The sequence below is a fragment of the Alteriqipengyuania abyssalis genome (assembly GCF_019857185.1).
Classification (GTDB): Bacteria; Pseudomonadota; Alphaproteobacteria; order Sphingomonadales; family Sphingomonadaceae; genus Alteriqipengyuania; species Alteriqipengyuania abyssalis.
The window spans coordinates 183,095-198,932 of record NZ_JAHWXP010000001.1; the positions used below are offsets into that span (position 1 = coordinate 183,095).

Genomic DNA, 15,838 nt, shown 5'->3' on the forward strand with positions numbered 1-15,838 from the left:
CGAAGGTCAGATGTGGAGACTAGAGGTCCCGTATGATGGACAGTGCTTGAGGCCAGAATCTAATCGGGCGTGTCGACCTCATGGCCAATTTGCGTGTCATTCTGGTCCGCCCTTAGCTGGATATCGAATTTCAAGTCCTCGTTGCGGAGCAGTGTAAGGCGACTGCACCTTGCGGCATTTGCAGGCCAATCCACAGGCGCATCAAGCTCGGGGGCCCGATCGACAAGGGCGTCGCGAAAGGCTTCAATCCAGCTGCTGGCCGGCATGTCGGGGCGAACAATTGTGACAGCGTCGGCAAGTAGCAGCGAAACGCACCCGGCTTCGCCCTCGATCGAGAGGGTGGTCAAGACGCCTTCGGCTCGCCAGCTGATCGAAAGCGCGATTCGTTCAAGTAGACCGGTGTCGAGATCATCGGATATTGCTCTTGCAAGCGGTTCGGCGACAGCGATCCATTCCGTTTCGCTCGGTGGGTCACCAGGGAGAAGAATTCGCGCAAGGTTGGCTCGCGTGCTCCTTGCGGCAATCCATGAGGTGCTGCTGTCCACCCATTGACGCATCAGGGCTCCTACTTCGCCTTGAGCGACTTCGGCTACTTGCACTGGCCTGCCATCCAGCTCGATAGTTTGATCGGCGACCACTTGCGTCTGAACTGTCGAGAGCGGGGACGCTTTTTCAAGACAAAGGAAAGCGCCAAGCGCAGGTAGACTCCTTTGTTTATGGCGACCCGGTGGCGTGTACGCTTCGGCGAGGTCCTCCTCGGGCGCACCAAGGTACTCTGGGATCAGACGGTTGCCACGATACCAGTCTGTGAGAACGCGTTTCCACATTGAGACTGGCAGCGCACCATCCAGTCGGAACAGTTTGGTGTAGTCGGAATGTTTGCCGGCACGGTCGATCCTGCGCTCAATCCGCTCCAGGTAGGCCTCGCTCGGATAGGCGCGGATAGCGCCGTCGAAGTGGGCTAGGTCACTTTTGGCTAGGTCATATTCTGCATGCGCATAGCGGCACCCGTACATCCCATCGGGTAGTCCCGGGCTCTCATCGTCGATCAGCTCCTCAATCTCGAACGTGCGAATTTCGGAGAGGAGGCCGGGCGTTGAACGAGTTTCGGGGTCTTTCCACCAGATCTGAGTCTTGTCGATGCGCGAGTAGTGGCGATCGCCGTCATTGCTCTTGTGCTCTGCCACGCCTGCCGGAATAGAAGCGATGTCGTCATCGTATTTGGGACCGTGCCAATATTCGAGTTCAATCCGCGAGTGCGAGCTCTCGGGCAACCCAATGACGTCCGGATCCAAGCGCAGGCGGGCAGTCATGCCTTCCAACGCGGCGGCATCAGAGAAACTTCGCAGCACATACGCGTTGAGGCTGTTGCGGAGCGATAAGCTGCGTCGAAAGTAGCGATGCGCGAACAGCAATATGTCGCGTTCGGGCTCGTGAAAAACTCCCGGCTGTACCTCGCGTGTCCGTTCCCGAAGATAGTTGAAGTTGACCAAGCCGTCCTTGTCGACATGCTCGCTGCCGAGCGCAAAGAATTCGGGGAACATTGCGGACGCAAGGCCGGGCTCGATCGCGCCTGCGGCCTCGCCGTGCCAGAGCCGCATTGCCGAGGTTGCATGATTCGCCACCCTGGCTTTGATGCCATCAGCGAAGGGTTCGATCTGGCGGGCCTGGGACCAATTCGCAAAGCCTTGGATTAGCGCGCCGATCCTTTCGTGATCTTCCTCTGTTTCGGGCAGAAACACACGACCGAGTTGGCGCGCCATGTCCCGGGATAAATAGATGCCGCGTGGCTCGCTCCAACCGACTGGTCGGCACAGGTCGTGCGCCAGATTAGCGGGCATTCCATACGGGATATTCGACGCGATTGCGGCAGCGAGCGGGGTTTCCATCGACTCTACCAACGTCGCCAGCGGCAACAACATGTTTTGCCGGTTGACGCCGTCGGTGACGAAAACAGCGACATCGGTCTTCATTTTACTCCCTCTACGAACATCGGAAATGGGTCACCGCTTCAGTCTGACCAAGTCCTGTTGGAGATGCGCAGCGCCCTTGATACCAAGTTCAATCAGAAGGTCTGCCGCCCTGATCACAATCTCCCTATTCTTTCCCACGACCTCATGTTGTTGGACCAACTTGCGCAGCAAGAGGACTAGTAGCTCGCCGTTCGAATTTCGGTGCCAGAAGTCACCGTCCGACTTGCGCACCTGCAAAACGCGCTCGATCCAAGCCAAACCTGGCTGAGGCAGCAGCTGGGCCGAGCGGCGCTCAAGCATCGACAGCATAGCGGTGAAGGCGGTCCTTTCAGTGGCAAACGTTTCGGCTGCGCGCTGAATAGAGGGAAGTAGCGCAGGAAGGTTCGGCCAATCGTCATCGATCACACTGATGAGCCCTTGATGCGGAACACTGAGGAACGCCGAGATCGCCATTCCGCGATCGTGCTGGCGTGCGTCTTCCGGCGTGAAGGCCCAACCCGGCCGTGCGATGGCCCAGTCTATCAACACGGTCCACTTCTCGAGCGTGTCGGCATCGATAGGTGATTTGTCGATCAGGATATTGAGCATGAAACGCTGCAGAGTGCCGTCGACAAGTTCTGCCGCCGCCCGGGATTCGGCAGCGTCGACACGTGCTATCAGTAGCGCGCGCAACTCGTCAGGTGAGATATAAGTAATGAGGTCGCCCAGCCATCGGTATAGTGCGAACAGCCACTCATATGGCGTGTCGCCACGATTCCGTTTCTCGTCGAGAGACACGAGCGCCCAGTCGATCAGCGATGCCGCATGGTCGATCATAGCACCTCGCGTCGTCGAGCCCATGAGTGGCCCCACGGGAATTTGCATCGCGTTCTCGTGGAAGTCCGAACGGTAATATCCATCGCCGCGGCGCGTTCCGGCGGTTGAGGGTGCCGGGTGCGCGCTCGGCATGGTTCCATTCGCCATCATCTGCTCAGCCTCGTCGGCCAGGGCCGACTGCTCCTGCGCTTCGGCTGGCGACCAATGCAGGCTGCGCCCAGTGGCAGCCGTGCGCGCTGCCCGCTGTGTAGCGAGGCAGAATAACCTCCAGAGCATGTCCGATGCACAATCGGATAGAAGCGATGCTGACTTGTACACGGCTTCCACAACTCCCTCGATTGGATCGACAGCGAGTTGCAGAAGCGCGGCTTTCCACTCGTGGCGCGCGGGGACCCGGCGAACGAGTGCAATGTAGGCGTGGGCGGCCATGACTGGTGGGTGGCCGTGAACCTTGGAGCCGCGGTAGGACAATCCGTCCTCCTGCTCGACCATGGTGGCTGCGCGCTGAATAACATTCACTACAGCTTCTTCGACTTCAGGCCAGAGTTCATCGGCGTGGCGAGCCAGGACAGCAGCAGTTCCCGCGACACCAGATTGCGCGTACCTACGCTTCATATCGGCCAGAGGTGCCACTTGATCGAGCAGGTCGCTCTGGTCGAGCGCGATCATCTCCTCGAAGGCTGCTTCAAGGGTGAACTCTTCGCCCGGCTGGCCGCTTTCGATGGCCTTCTGCGCCCAGAGGTCAAGCTTAAGAACACGATTGAGACTTGCCTGTTCTTCCAGAAACGCCTGGTGTTTCTCGTCGTCGACATATGGTGGGCGCATCGAGATGTACGTCTTACCATCCACCACCTGGGTCACGAGGTTGGCAGGATCAGCCTGTTGGCGCAGCGGCTCGAATGCGGCGCGGGTGGCGTTTGCCTCATCGGGATCGTCGCGCTGCTCTGCGGTGTTGTACGGCACCCGTTCAAGGAAAGTCGCAAACCGCTCGCTGTAAGCCGCCTTCACCTCATCGCTGGCAATACCTGCAAACAAGACGGACAGGTCCCGAACCGTATGCTTTCTATGCGGGAGTCGATTGAGTTCTCGCAAGGCGCCCGCGAGTACGGCCCACTTGCCCCAATGGGCGATTTCGTTCGAGAACGATCCCATGTCCCCGACTTGGCGTCCTATGTCCCACTGCCAGAGGGCTGGGTGCGTTCCGATCTCGAGTGCGGCCGGACTTGTCGCCGCAGCGCGGAGGTCGGCCAGGCAAAGTCCGGCGGCTATTCCGAGCACCGCGTTACATCTATTGCCGCGGGCAATGCGCAAACAGAGCTCGTCGAGGGTATCTCCTGCCGCAAGGCGTTCGTGAGCCCACGCATCGAGCGCTAGCAGCGCAGTATCGAGCATGTGGATATGCGATCCGCCTCGAAACCAGCGATAAGTTCCCTCATCGCCCCAGTATTCGTTTTCACCATCGCCAAGGTCGAGCACAATGGGGATGGGTGTGTGCTCTGGTCCGGTCTGCCTTCGCCGCCACGCCTCCATCGCGTGGTTGCAGAGGTCAGTGATCAATCCCAGGCCGATAGCGGAGTGCGTTCGAAGCAGATGCAAAAAGGGCGGTCGAGCCGGTGAGGCTGGATAGAAGTCGTGGTCGTCATCGAAACCTAACGCTTCGGAGCGTTCGATCATGCCTGAACGACGACGCTCGCGTGGCCGATCCAGATCGAGAAGATATGCTCGCTTCAGAAAGGCTGTGACCTCAGCTGGAAGCACGCTGGCAAGGACGACGCTTAATTCGAGGATCTGTTTGCGCACTCGCCCGACCCTCTGGTCGGAGATACTCGCGAGATAGTTCCGCACAATGTCGGGCGCCCCGCCGACGCATCTCAACAAGAGGCAGCGTGCTTCGTCACTGTAATCCGGTGTTCCCCACAACGCCGGACGGCGGCGTTCATCTGTGCTGTCGGTATCGCCAAGCTTTTCCGCAGCCCAAGCGGCGGCTTCCTGAAGCCCGGCATATCGTCCAAACTCGCCTGGGATTGACGACGCCCAAGTGCTCAAAAAGGTGAAAAGCTCCTTGTCTAGAGATGCAGGCATCACGCCCAGACGAGGAATCAGCCAAGCAATCAAACGCATCCAGCTTACAATCTCAGGGCCGGCGGTCTCCGAAGCAAATTGTTCGCGCTGGTCGCTTGTGAGATCAGGGAAGAGCTTCTCGTCCATGAAACGAAGATCACGGACCGTCTCGGTTGTACGCACTGACATGATCAGGCGCGCAAGCAGGCGCGCATCATCGCGCATCAAGATCGCTTCGATCCTGTCCAGCATGTCCGCGCTGCGGACAGACCGTACCGGTGCGGTGAGCACTACGCGACGCCACGTTGTCTGAAGTTCGTCGTCGTCGACGGCGTCAAGCAATGCGGCCCATTCGCTTCCGGTCTCAGACCGCTCAAGCAGATCGGCAGCAAAGAGCTGTAGCGGGCGCGCTAGTTGCGGGTGTTGACCGCCATCGTGGAGCGCCTGAGCAATCTCACTCCGACGCCCGCGCAGGACTTTTGCGAGGATCCACTCCTCGAAGATGTCGTGTGAGAAGGCGACAGACACACCGAGTTCGACGTTCCGCAGCACGCCAGCTTGCGAGAGTTCGTGAAGGGCCACCGGCTCAAAGCCACGGATTGAGAGCGCAACACCCGGCCCGAGAAGAAGTGCCTCACCCAGTGACAACAATGCGTTGCGTCGACCTTGGGCAGGCGCGAAATCCGCTCTGTCTGCACCACCGTGCTCCCACCAGAGATCGACCAAGTCGACCTCCGAACGTACTTCAGCACCGGAGCGCACTGGTAATCGCGACAGTGCATCAAGGAAGAATGGCCTACGCAGAACGGCATCATAGCTGCGAGTGTCAACGAGTAATGGTCGCAGCAGCGGCAACGCAGCGGCTGCCTCGTTCGCCTCATCATCGTCAAACCCTTCGACACGGATTGTCTTAGAGGGGAGCGAAGCGATGTCGGGTTCGAGCCAAGCGTCGACCCGCTGTGCGTTCTCTTCGCGCATCGTCATGACCACGCGCCAGTCTATGAGATCCGGTGTGTCGACAATGGCTTTCAACAGATCGTTGATTGTGACTTGGGCGGCGGCATCCATTTTGTCGGCGCCGTCAATGAACAGGGTACGCGCGCCGCCAAGTCCGAATTGGCGGAGAAGCGAGGCGATCGGCATTGGTCTGCCAAACTTGGCTGCGTGAGCGGCCCAACCGCCACCGGTTACTCGGAGGTCGCGCAGCAGGAGGATCGGCGCGCCAGCCGGCTCTTCGGATGCCAGGCGCTTTAGCAAAGCGGATTTGCCGGTGCCGTGTTGTCCCACAATGCGAAGCACCCGCGCCTCGCCTAACGAGCTTAGCAAGGTCTCGTGAAGCTCGTCGCGGTTGATAGACTTTCCGCGGATGGTTTCGCGGATGCTGGCAGCAGCAGCCCGCGATTCAGCGTCGAGTGCACCGATCAGCTCAGCATGAGCTCGGTCAGAGCCCAGGGCAAAGCCTTCGGTCTTTAGCTCGTGGACGACGCCCGTGCGGTCGGTCCCGCCGCCGTTCGGAAGGATACGGCTCGCCATCGCAGCAAGGCTGCTCCAGATACGGCGAGCTTCAGCATTGCTCCCAGCGACCGACGTCAACTGGTCGATCGAGGCAAGGAGGTCCCGGGAAGCTTCCTCCTTGTCGAGGTCGAAAGGGATGACGTCTAGGCATCGCATGAAGTTGACGACGTCGTCGTCGGAGGCCGTCGCGTCATAGTTCTTCACAATTTCATCGAGAACCGCTTGGAACTCGCGCTGCTCTTTGTTGGCTCCGTTCTCATTTGCAAGGCGTGTGCGGTACTGGCCTGCATCGGGAGCATGACGAGCGCGGGCTAACAAGGGCTGGATACTTCGTTCGAGCTTTGTGGTGGTCTGACTAACTGCGATACCGATACGCCGTGTCGCAGGATCAAAGCCCACTTGTCGGAAGGTGTCCCATGCCCTTGGCACCACGTCTAACCACTTCTCATCACTTCTGGTGAAAGAGAGCGTCGTGGTAATTTGAAGGTCCAGTCTCGTACGGGTGCCATCGGCAAGGCGCGCTTCGATCACCAAATCGTCCAGCGGTGCATCGATTTCAAACTGCTGAGTTTTTATGGATACAACCGTTCCTAGCACGCCCCGCGCGCCGCCTTCCGCGACCATGGCGGCAAGGTAATGGCTGGCTACACGGGGTTCGAGGTGGGTGCCGCCCCCTCCTGTGACGTAAACGGACAAGTTAAAGGCCCTGTTTTGTTTGGTTCTTGTGTACTCTCGCGTGGGGGAGCTGGGATCACTTCTACCCAGGCCCGCATCATCAATGTTCGCGATCGCGCGGCGGGAAGGGGTCCTTGCGCCCGATAGTATCCTTGCTGCGGATCTGTCCGTCGCGGCCCTTTATCGTCAGATCGCCGCCACCGGAATTAAGCAAACGCTGCTTGCCGGCTGTCGCCGCTTCGGCCTGGGTGTCGTAAGCAAAGCCGCGCGAAGCAGAATTGCGCTTGTCGATCCATTTCTGGTCGCTCGCGCGGCGATACACCATGCGGTCATTGTCACTCATAGGTCACCTCCTTCGATCTCGATGTCGGAATGGATCACGGATGGCTCGACGAAGACGCCGAGTTGATCGCGCAGCTGGTTGTAGATGTCGGCGCCGTCGTCGATTCCGCTGAGCGAGAGGACGAAGACGGCGTTGAGCGCCGGCACTTCGTCGGCGCTCGCATAACCATAGACATAGTGATCGCGGGTGTAGACGCGGGCGTAGATGCGCAGCGTATCGCCATCGACCTGATGGCCGCGGGCCGAGAAATCCTTGTGATGATGGCGCACGGTGCACCATTTGTAATGGTCGGCGCGGGCGACATGCTCGCGGATCCGGTCGGTGTCCATCGAGCCGAGGAGATTGGTGAAACCGTCGCCGCGCGGATATTGGACTGCAGTGTTGATCCGGGCACTGAAATAATTGGGCCCGGCAAATTCATCGACCATCGGATGCGGATTGAGGATAGCAGTCAGACGGCCTTGGCCGCGCAGCCGCCCATTGTGCAGCAAGGCGGGTGGGATTGGCAGCTCCCAGTAGTAGGACGCGCGGTCGCGCAACTCGGCTTCCCACTGCAGCGTGACCGTGCCGGGCTGGCACTCCCAGGGCAGGGTAACGAGATCGGGCGTTCCGAAACCCGTCGCCGGATCATAGGCGCCGCCATCTGCGCTATGGATCAGCAGCGCGCGCACGAGATCGGGATTGGGGTGGCGAAGGCGTTCCATCGTGTGCGCGGCGAGCGGCGAGGTCAGCGCCGTGGCAAAGCTCGATCCGGAAATGATTGCCCCGCCGAGCGCTCGGACATGCGAGAAATGCGAGACATCGGGCTTGAGCATGCCGCAGGGTCCGGGACCGGCGAGACTGACCGGACATTTGTCGCCAGGCGTGCCGGTCTCGGTATGGAGCCGTCCGCCGACGGTGAGCGCGGCTTCGCAATCGGCGGGACGCTTGAGCCGGTCGGCGGGCACGTTGCCGATCGAGTTGACCAGCAGGACATCGTGGCGGCGGGCCAATTCCGCCAGCGCATGGCCGAGATAGGAGACATCGTCGTCGCTGCAGGGAAGGTCCTGGTTGAAGGAGAGGTTCCAGACCTTGGTTTCGGGATGCGCGCCGATCACCGCGTCGAGATAGTCGATCAGATCCTCTTCGGTGGGGCCGCGATGACCGCGCTTGGCAATGGCCGCGGCGGTCCCGACGCGGCAGGTCAACGCCGGAAGCGTGAGATTGTTGTTCCAGTCATAGCCCTGAACGATCAGCGAGGTGACACGATTGCCGTGCATCACATCGGCCGCGGCGCCCGCGACCAGTGGCGGCGCACGCCAGGCCTCGGCGGGCAGGTAAGAGCTTGCATCGAGGCCGCCATCCACGACGCCGACGATCGGGGCATTGGCCAGATTGGCGGGCAAGGGGCGGTCGGGCTCGCGGCCTTCGCCGGGCTGGGTCGTTACGATCGGCATGACCGGATCGAGGCGTACGACGGTGCCAGATGCAACCAGCCGGGCGAGCGCCTCGCGCGAGGGGACCAATACCGACGTCCTCGCCCGGCGACGCTGGCGATACTCGCGCAAGGCCCGACCGACCCGGTCGGTCGGAATGGCGCGCAGCGCATGCGCAACAGCACGGTCGCCGACAGCATCCGCCGCGGTGGCCAGGTCGGGCAATTGCGGGCGTGTGGGGGCAATGATTCCGTCGCGCAGCCCGGCAAATTGAAGCAGCAACTGTTCGGCGGCATCGCCCGTTCGGAATGGCGTCAGCCAGAGGAAGAAAGCACGACCGCCTTCCTGCTCGACCGCCTGCTCCCAAAGCGAGTCGATCGAGCGATCCTGCAACACGTCCGACTGATCGTAGAAGCGCACCATTTCCACGCGCGAGATGTCGACCTCGTCGCGAACCGTGCCGAAATTGCGGATAAAGGCCGAGAAGCGGGGCAGGGCGGCCAGTTCGAGTTCAACGAGATAGCCTTGCGCATGCGGCGCGATCAGACGGGCACCATGCGATGGTTGGAACAGGTCGGACGGTGTCCAAGTCGGCGCCAGTGAGTCCTCGAACATCGCGGCATAGGCCACGGCACGGCCGCCGAAATGCGGATGCCGGGCCCCTTGCTCGGCCATGTCGGCGACGGCCTCCGACAGTCGAGCGCGCTGGGTTGCAAGCCGCTCGGTCTTGATCCCGGCAGCTGACTTGCCGCGACCGGTGATCGCTTCCGGGCGCGGTTCCTTGGTGAAACGAAGGACCGGGTTGAGCAGAGGTCGGCGGGGATCACTCGCCATCTTTTTCCTCCCGCAGATAGCGATGGACCATTTGCCGGCTCACCCCCAGCATCTGGGCGATCTCGGTCTGGGGCAGGTCGCCCTTGTCGACAAGCATGCGCGCCAGGCGCTTGCGCTCCTCGGGTGAGAGTTCGTGACCGGCTGGAAGGCGGGGGACACCATCCGAAGCCGCATCGATCGCTAGCAGGATGTGAGGCAGGTTGGGGGGCTGCTTGTTGATGATCGAACGGCGCCTTGCGGCGAGCGAAAGACCCTCGATCTCCGCGCCGCTCATGGCCGCCGACAAACGCGCCAGCAGCCTTGCATGCGATGCCTCGGCGTCGCGGTCCTGATAGAGAAAATGCAGCCACATGGCGGCGCGAACATCCTCGTCGGGCGCGCGCAGTTCGACCTTGTAGGGAAAGCGGCGCCAGATTGCCGGATCGAGCAGGTGAGGGTGGTTGGTCGCACCAATCACGATCACATCATCCGTCAGTGAATCAAGACCTTGAAGGACAGTGTTAACGACCCGCTTGAGCTCGCCGAGTTCGTGGCGGTCGTCGCGCAGCTTGGCGATGGCGTCCATCTCATCGAGGAACAGCACGGCTTCCTTGGTCGGGATGAAGTCGAACATAGACCGGATATTCTTCGATGTTTCGCCCAGCCGCGAGGATATGACCGAATCTAGGCGCGCGACGTAAAAGGGGCGCGCAAGCTTGGCCGCGATATGGCCGGCAAGCAGCGATTTGCCCGTACCCGGAGCGCCGTAGAGTAGCACGCCGAGGCGCGAGGAAACGCCTTCCTCGGAAAGCATCGAGATATTGGCCGCATCTTCCAGAAATTGCTCGATTGTGTGGCTTGACTCTTCGTTCAGGAACAGCGGTGTCGTCGGCCATTGTTCTTCCTCGACGAGCGGCAGGCGCGAGCCGGCGTCGCGGGGAAGGGCTTCGACATAGCCCGATGCCTGGAGCGGAACCCCGCGCTTGCGCAGCAGCGCCTGGAGCGCCTTGGCGGCCTCCGGATCCTTCTCTTCGGCCAACTTGCGGGCGAGCTGTCCGCCGATTCGACGCACGGTTGTGTAATCCGCGGAAATCGCGGCTTCGAAGAGCTTGAAGAGAGTCGGGGCGTCAACGTTCATGCGGCATCTGTAACCCTGAATTGGGTTATGTGTCAACCTAGAACGTGAAAGTGTAAACCTTGGCCATTGCTCGTCCAAGTCGCTTCTAGTTGAACTTCCGCGTGCAGGAAAGCGGCTCGAGCGCTCATTTCATCGCTTTCGGCCCTCGCTGAAAAATATCGCGAATACTACTTGTGCCTACAAGCTGGCGGTATTCATTCGTTCAACCTGGCAGCTGTCGTTCTGCTATCGGCCCAGTTCTTGCCGCTACAATGCCCGGCCAAACCAGATGACGCGGCCCACCACGTGAACCTCCGACCGATCCATGTCGTGCCATGTAGGGTAGGCCGGATTGTCGCTGGCAATGGTGATCTGCCTGCCGCCCGGCTTGATCGCGATCCGCTTCACGACGAGGGTATCATCAGAGCGAAGAACGTAGATCCCGTCGCGCAGTCGCGAGCCGTGATCTGACGAATCGACGAGGACTTCATCTCCGTCGCTAAGAGTGGGTTCCATCGAGTCACCCTTGACGCCGACGATCGACAAGCTGGCGCTCTTCGCCGACGTCAGGTGCCGCAGCCAGCGCTCATCGAACCCGAAACGAGTATGTGCGGTCTCACTAGCAGCTACGGCGCCAAAGCCAGCAGAAGCTTCGACATCGAGAACGGGTATCTCGACCATGCCGTCGGAGACCGGATTGGCGGGACCGCCGAGCACTTGCTCATCGACGCCGAAGAAGCAGGCGAGTGTCTTTCGATCCTCGTCATCGAGCTTTCGCGGTGAACCGCGCTTGATGAATTGCTGGACGTAGGCCGGGTTGCGGCCGAGCAGCCGCGATATCGACGCGTAGCCATATCCGCCCTTGAGGATCAGCCGGTCGAGCTCTTCCCTCACATGTTCCATTCGCCTGTCCTTCGAATCTTGATCGTAGGAATCTTCCTAGACTCGCGGATGCAATCCTACTAAGAACATAACAAGAACACAAGGGATTTGCGAGTCGGAGCGAAAGGGACATGACCTTGCTGGAACGGATCGAAAAGCATCTGAAAGATCATCATATTTCGGCAACGCGCTTCGGACGGCGCGCGGTCGGCGATCCGCGATTCGTGCTCGACCTCAGGATGGGGCGAAGACCGCGCCGCAGAACTATCGAAAGGCTTGAAGCCTATTTGAAGTCCGTCGAGGCTAACGCTCCCGACTGTATCAAGAGGAATGGGACGTGCGCTCGCCTAGCTGCTCATAACGATTTGCAACGTCCTGCCAGAGCTTTGCCCCTTCCTCCTCGCCGGTCCGGGTCAGCTGATCGATCTTCGACACAATGAATTCATGCCCGGCATCGCCGTGGTGCTTCTCGACCCATAACGCGATGCCCCAAAGTTCCTGGTCGCGTGTGAGCGTCAAAAGAGCGCCCCGATGCCGAAAACAAGCATGAGAACGATCGGAATACCCAGAAGCCATGCCTCGAGCTTCAGTTTCCATTCCGGCTCGCTTTGCGAAAACGGATCGTCGCTGTCGGGCCAGTCGCGCATCAGCACCAGGGCTCCCTACGTCCGGACCAGGTTCGCGCAAGGCCTTCTGCGACTAGCTGGTTGCCGATCGATCGGCCATCGCGCAGCAGGACACGCAGCTTGCGACCGTACTGGTCTTCATCCCTGCTTCCAATCGTCACCGCTTCGAAGTCGCCTTGGTTGAGCAGGACAACCAGCCGGTCGCGGGCCTTGATGCCAAGTTCGTACTCGTCGTCGCACTTCGGCTGCGAGATTTCCGGTGCGTCGATATCCGCGATCCTGATCTTTACGCCCTCGAGCCAGATTGTGTCGCCGTCGACGACGCAGGTGCGTCTGACCATGCCGCAGACCGCAAAGCTGTGCGTGGTTCGCGCTTCGGCGCTCGCCGACCCAAAGGGCCAATAGATACCAACCAGGCCTCCAAGAATGCCAACGAGCAGACCGCCAGCTACAAGAAGGGCGAGGCTTCTTCTTCCGGCGCGCTTGCCCGGGTCACGTCCGGTCCGGAACTCGAGGACATTATCGCGGGGTGGTCTTTTGGCCATTCCACCTTCTTTCATTTCCGGACCTTCACGCCAAGACGACGTGCTCGCTTTTCCGATTATTTTCAGCTATTTTCTCGGCAACGCGAGGGGCGGCCCAGAGGGGAGGGTGCTGGTCTGCTTCCGAAGGAGAATGAGCAATGAGCGATCCAGACAATACTCCCACCGGCGGAAAGCAGGACTGGGAAGGCTTTCGCGAAGTCGACCGGGCCATCGCCGAGAACCGCCTTACTTCCTACACCTGGAAAAAGATCTGGGCTGATCCTTGGGAGCGGCGCGGAATTTACCTGTTTGCCGCGTTGTTCCTAGCGTTCGTTGTCTACGTGATCATCTATGATGGCTTGATCTGAGCTACCATTCCTTCACGTCATCGGCCGCTTCGGCCGAGGCTCCCTTGGCATCGCGGGTCTTGCCGTCGAGGTGATCTTTCACGGTCCCGACTCGCCGTTCCCCTTGCTGCTGGACCCGATCGACATCGCGGGCGATGTCCTCGCGATCGCTTGAGGGGGCGCCAAGGCTCCCTGGTACCCCGCCAAGCCATACCGATCCCCGCACGCCATCTGCGCCACCCACCGCGGGTCGAGCGACGGGCGCAAAGGGTGGCAGAACCAGGTCGTCCGCGATATCGGCGTTGAGCTGGTCCGCATAGCTTTCGACGAACCGCGCCTGGAGCTGCTGGCCTCGCGCACTCATCTGGAAGTCGATGTCGTCGAAGCGCACTGGCCCATAGTAATCCCGATTGGCGTCGATCTCGGCCATGCCCCATTCGCGATAGGCTTGGCTGAGATTGAGCGTGCCTGCGGCATTGGCACTCTCGAACCAACTTGCCTGGCTCTCGAGCCGGCTGGCGATCTCCTCGGCGCGGCGCGCTTCGCGGGTATAGCTCTGCGCTTCGGTGATCGACTTGGTGATGCCGCCCGAGCTGCTCGAAACCAGCGCTTCGGAGCTTGAGCTCGTCTCGCGCAGGAAACCCTCGCGCGTGCTCGACCAGCTGCGACTGTCCGAGATCTGGCGCAGCGCGCCCGTTATGCGCGAGCGGTCCTCGGAGGCGATGCCGATATCGCTATCGGTCCAGCTCTGGTTACGACCGCCGCCGAGCCCTAGTGTTCCCTTGGTTCCCTTTCGCTCTACCTTTCCTTCGATCCCTGCGTTTCCGTTCAGGAACCACGACACAGTGATGTCGTCGGCGGCACGGCGCGACAGCCCGAATTGCTGCTGGAGTGTCTTCGATGCGTTGTCGACTTCGCTGAAGGCGCTGCCGATGCTGTCGCTGGTCGAGGTCCCACTGACGCTCTCGTTCGAGCGCGAGCGGGTGTAGGCATCGTGCAATTCGCTGAACCGGGTGACCGCCGAGCTGGTTGACTGCTGGGCAAGGTTGGAAAAGGTCTCGCTTTGCCCTCGGCTCTGGCTCGCCATGGTCGCGAGCCTGCTCGAGAAATCCTGCCCGAGCGTCGGCGTGAACGGGTAACTCGAGGTCGGCACCGTCGCGAACTCGGCTTGCGGAAAGTTCGTCGTCTGCGTACCATTGTCGGCAAACCCGCGTGATTGCGCTGCGCCATAGGCGATGTTTGGCGCGAGGCTCGCCTGGGCGAACTGGCGCGAGAACACGTTCGAGTTCTCGAAACTGGTGTTGCCGAACGAGAGATTGCCCGTGCTCGCCTCGCGTGCGGCTTCCTCGGCCGCGTTCTGGCTCGGGTTGAGGTAGCTTGTCGCCTGTCCAGAGATCGCCATCGCCCCGCGCGCGACCCCGCCTGCAAGGAAGGGAATAGAAGCGACGAGATAACCGGCCAGGATACCGATATCGTTGTTGACGTCGGTCATCCCGGAAAAGGTTGCAAGCGTGAGGCCGCTCGCACCGCCGGCTGCCGCAACATCGCCCGCGCCTTTTAGCATCAGGATCATGTGGAGGATGACGAAGAGTGGCCCCCACGCCGCAAGGTAGAAGAAGCCGGTGACATAGCCGCGCAGCGCGATCGGGCCGGTCCGCGGCATCAGGAATAGCGGGAAGAGCACCGGGAAGAGCGCGTAGAAGACCACCATCAGCACGACATTGAGGATCGGCACCCATTTCATCGCATTGTGCGCGATCGAGGAATAGGTCCGCTCGGTCTGGATATCGGCGCGGGTCTGGGCGAACACATCGACGCTCGACGCGCCGCTCGCTCCGGCAAAGCCGTGCATTGCCTGGTTCATCGCGTTGATGGTCAAGACCTGGCGAAAAATGCTGCTCGCGTCCTTCGAGACCCCGGTAAGATATTGGTAAGCCACCGGCAGATCGGCGATGAGCTTGGCCTTGGCAAGCGCTTCGGTTTGCTTAGGGTAGAGCTGGCGGCCGGCAACGAGCGTCATTTCGTCGATCATGCCCGCCCACTGGTTCGAGAGCGCGGTGTAGGCCTCGCGGCAGGTGACGATCGAGGCGGAAACGCTGTCATCGGCTTCGCGGGTGAGGAACTTCTGCGCGCGCGCCGCGCTCCCGGGCGCAATGGTCGCCCAGATGTCATTGCTCTCGGAAAGTTCCTTCATCGAGTAGCGACCGAGCAGCAGATCGTAGAAAACGCATTGGCGAACGTGTTCGTCGAAATTGGCGGCAAACTCGGGATCGGCGATGCGCAGCGAGCGTGTCGCTTCGAGCAGGCGCGCGCCATAGATCATCCCGTTCTTCGAATAGTTGAGATCGTCGGGAAGCCCGAACACGGTCTCGGCCGAACGCGTCAGATAGTCGCCCGCCTGGCTGGTGAAGCTCGCCATCAGCGCGAGCCCGAGTGGTACATTTGCGACGGTTGCCGGAGCAAGGCTCGGATTGACGCGGTCGGTTACCTGGACGTCCATCCGCGGCACCATCAGGCACATGTAGATGAGCGTCGCGCCAAGGAACCAGTTGAGCCAGGCGCGCCAGTCCTGGTTGAACGCCACCACGATGACCGCGAGCGCGAACCCCATCACCAGCGCGACCTGGATCAGGCTCTTGTAGCCACCTGCACCGGTCCATGCGGCGACGGCGTTGAGGACATTGACGATGTACTCGCCGCCGCCAGTTGTGAAGATCTCGACCATGTGCGC

11 protein-coding genes are annotated in these 15,838 nt (G+C 60.9%); 1 reads left to right on the forward strand and 10 read right to left on the reverse strand.

The window, feature by feature from the left end; genetic code table 11:
* Positions 1 to 59: 59 nt before the first annotated feature.
* From KYN89_RS00860 to KYN89_RS15465, 9 genes are all read right to left on the reverse strand, one after another.
* Entirely contained in the window at positions 60 to 1,973 is a 1,914-nt protein-coding gene (locus KYN89_RS00860; protein WP_222823372.1) for a hypothetical protein, read from the reverse strand.
* A gap of 30 nt (positions 1,974 to 2,003) precedes the next feature.
* Positions 2,004 to 7,061, reverse strand: coding sequence for an NACHT domain-containing protein (locus KYN89_RS00865; protein ID WP_222823373.1), 5,058 nt, complete (start codon positions 7,059 to 7,061; stop codon positions 2,004 to 2,006).
* A 79-nt stretch (positions 7,062 to 7,140) separates the two neighbouring features.
* Complete coding sequence (locus KYN89_RS00870) at positions 7,141 to 7,383, reverse strand: DUF2188 domain-containing protein (protein WP_222823374.1); 243 nt, start codon at positions 7,381 to 7,383, stop codon at positions 7,141 to 7,143.
* On the reverse strand, positions 7,380 to 9,632 hold the full coding sequence (locus KYN89_RS00875; RefSeq protein ID WP_222823375.1) for a S8 family peptidase: 2,253 nt from the start codon (positions 9,630 to 9,632) through the stop codon (positions 7,380 to 7,382). The genes KYN89_RS00870 and KYN89_RS00875 overlap by 4 nt, the downstream gene beginning before the upstream one ends.
* Complete coding sequence (locus KYN89_RS00880) at positions 9,622 to 10,749, reverse strand: AAA family ATPase (protein WP_222823376.1); 1,128 nt, start codon at positions 10,747 to 10,749, stop codon at positions 9,622 to 9,624. The genes KYN89_RS00875 and KYN89_RS00880 overlap by 11 nt, the downstream gene beginning before the upstream one ends.
* A 246-nt stretch (positions 10,750 to 10,995) precedes the next feature.
* On the reverse strand, positions 10,996 to 11,631 hold the full coding sequence (locus KYN89_RS00885) for a S24 family peptidase (RefSeq protein WP_222823377.1): 636 nt from the start codon (positions 11,629 to 11,631) through the stop codon (positions 10,996 to 10,998).
* A 300-nt stretch (positions 11,632 to 11,931) separates the two neighbouring features.
* A complete protein-coding gene (locus tag KYN89_RS00890) occupies positions 11,932 to 12,129 on the reverse strand; it encodes a DUF6961 family protein (RefSeq protein ID WP_222823378.1) in 198 nt (65 codons plus the stop codon).
* A complete protein-coding gene (locus KYN89_RS00895) occupies positions 12,126 to 12,263 on the reverse strand; it encodes a hypothetical protein (protein ID WP_222823379.1) in 138 nt (45 codons plus the stop codon). Before KYN89_RS00895 ends, KYN89_RS00890 begins: the two co-directional genes overlap by 4 nt.
* Entirely contained in the window at positions 12,257 to 12,577 is a 321-nt protein-coding gene (locus KYN89_RS15465; RefSeq protein ID WP_222823380.1) for a thermonuclease family protein, read from the reverse strand. Before KYN89_RS15465 ends, KYN89_RS00895 begins: the two co-directional genes overlap by 7 nt.
* Positions 12,578 to 12,918: 341 nt before the next feature.
* Here KYN89_RS15465 and KYN89_RS00905 point away from each other — a divergent pair, with 341 nt between their 5' ends.
* Positions 12,919 to 13,128, forward strand: a complete 210-nt coding sequence (locus KYN89_RS00905) for a hypothetical protein (protein ID WP_222823381.1) — start codon at positions 12,919 to 12,921, stop codon at positions 13,126 to 13,128.
* Between the two features lies 1 nt (position 13,129).
* On the opposite strand, the gene KYN89_RS00910 is transcribed toward KYN89_RS00905, so the two are convergent.
* Complete coding sequence (locus KYN89_RS00910; protein ID WP_222823382.1) at positions 13,130 to 15,832, reverse strand: conjugal transfer protein TraG N-terminal domain-containing protein; 2,703 nt, start codon at positions 15,830 to 15,832, stop codon at positions 13,130 to 13,132.
* Between the last annotated feature and the right edge of the window lie 6 nt (positions 15,833 to 15,838).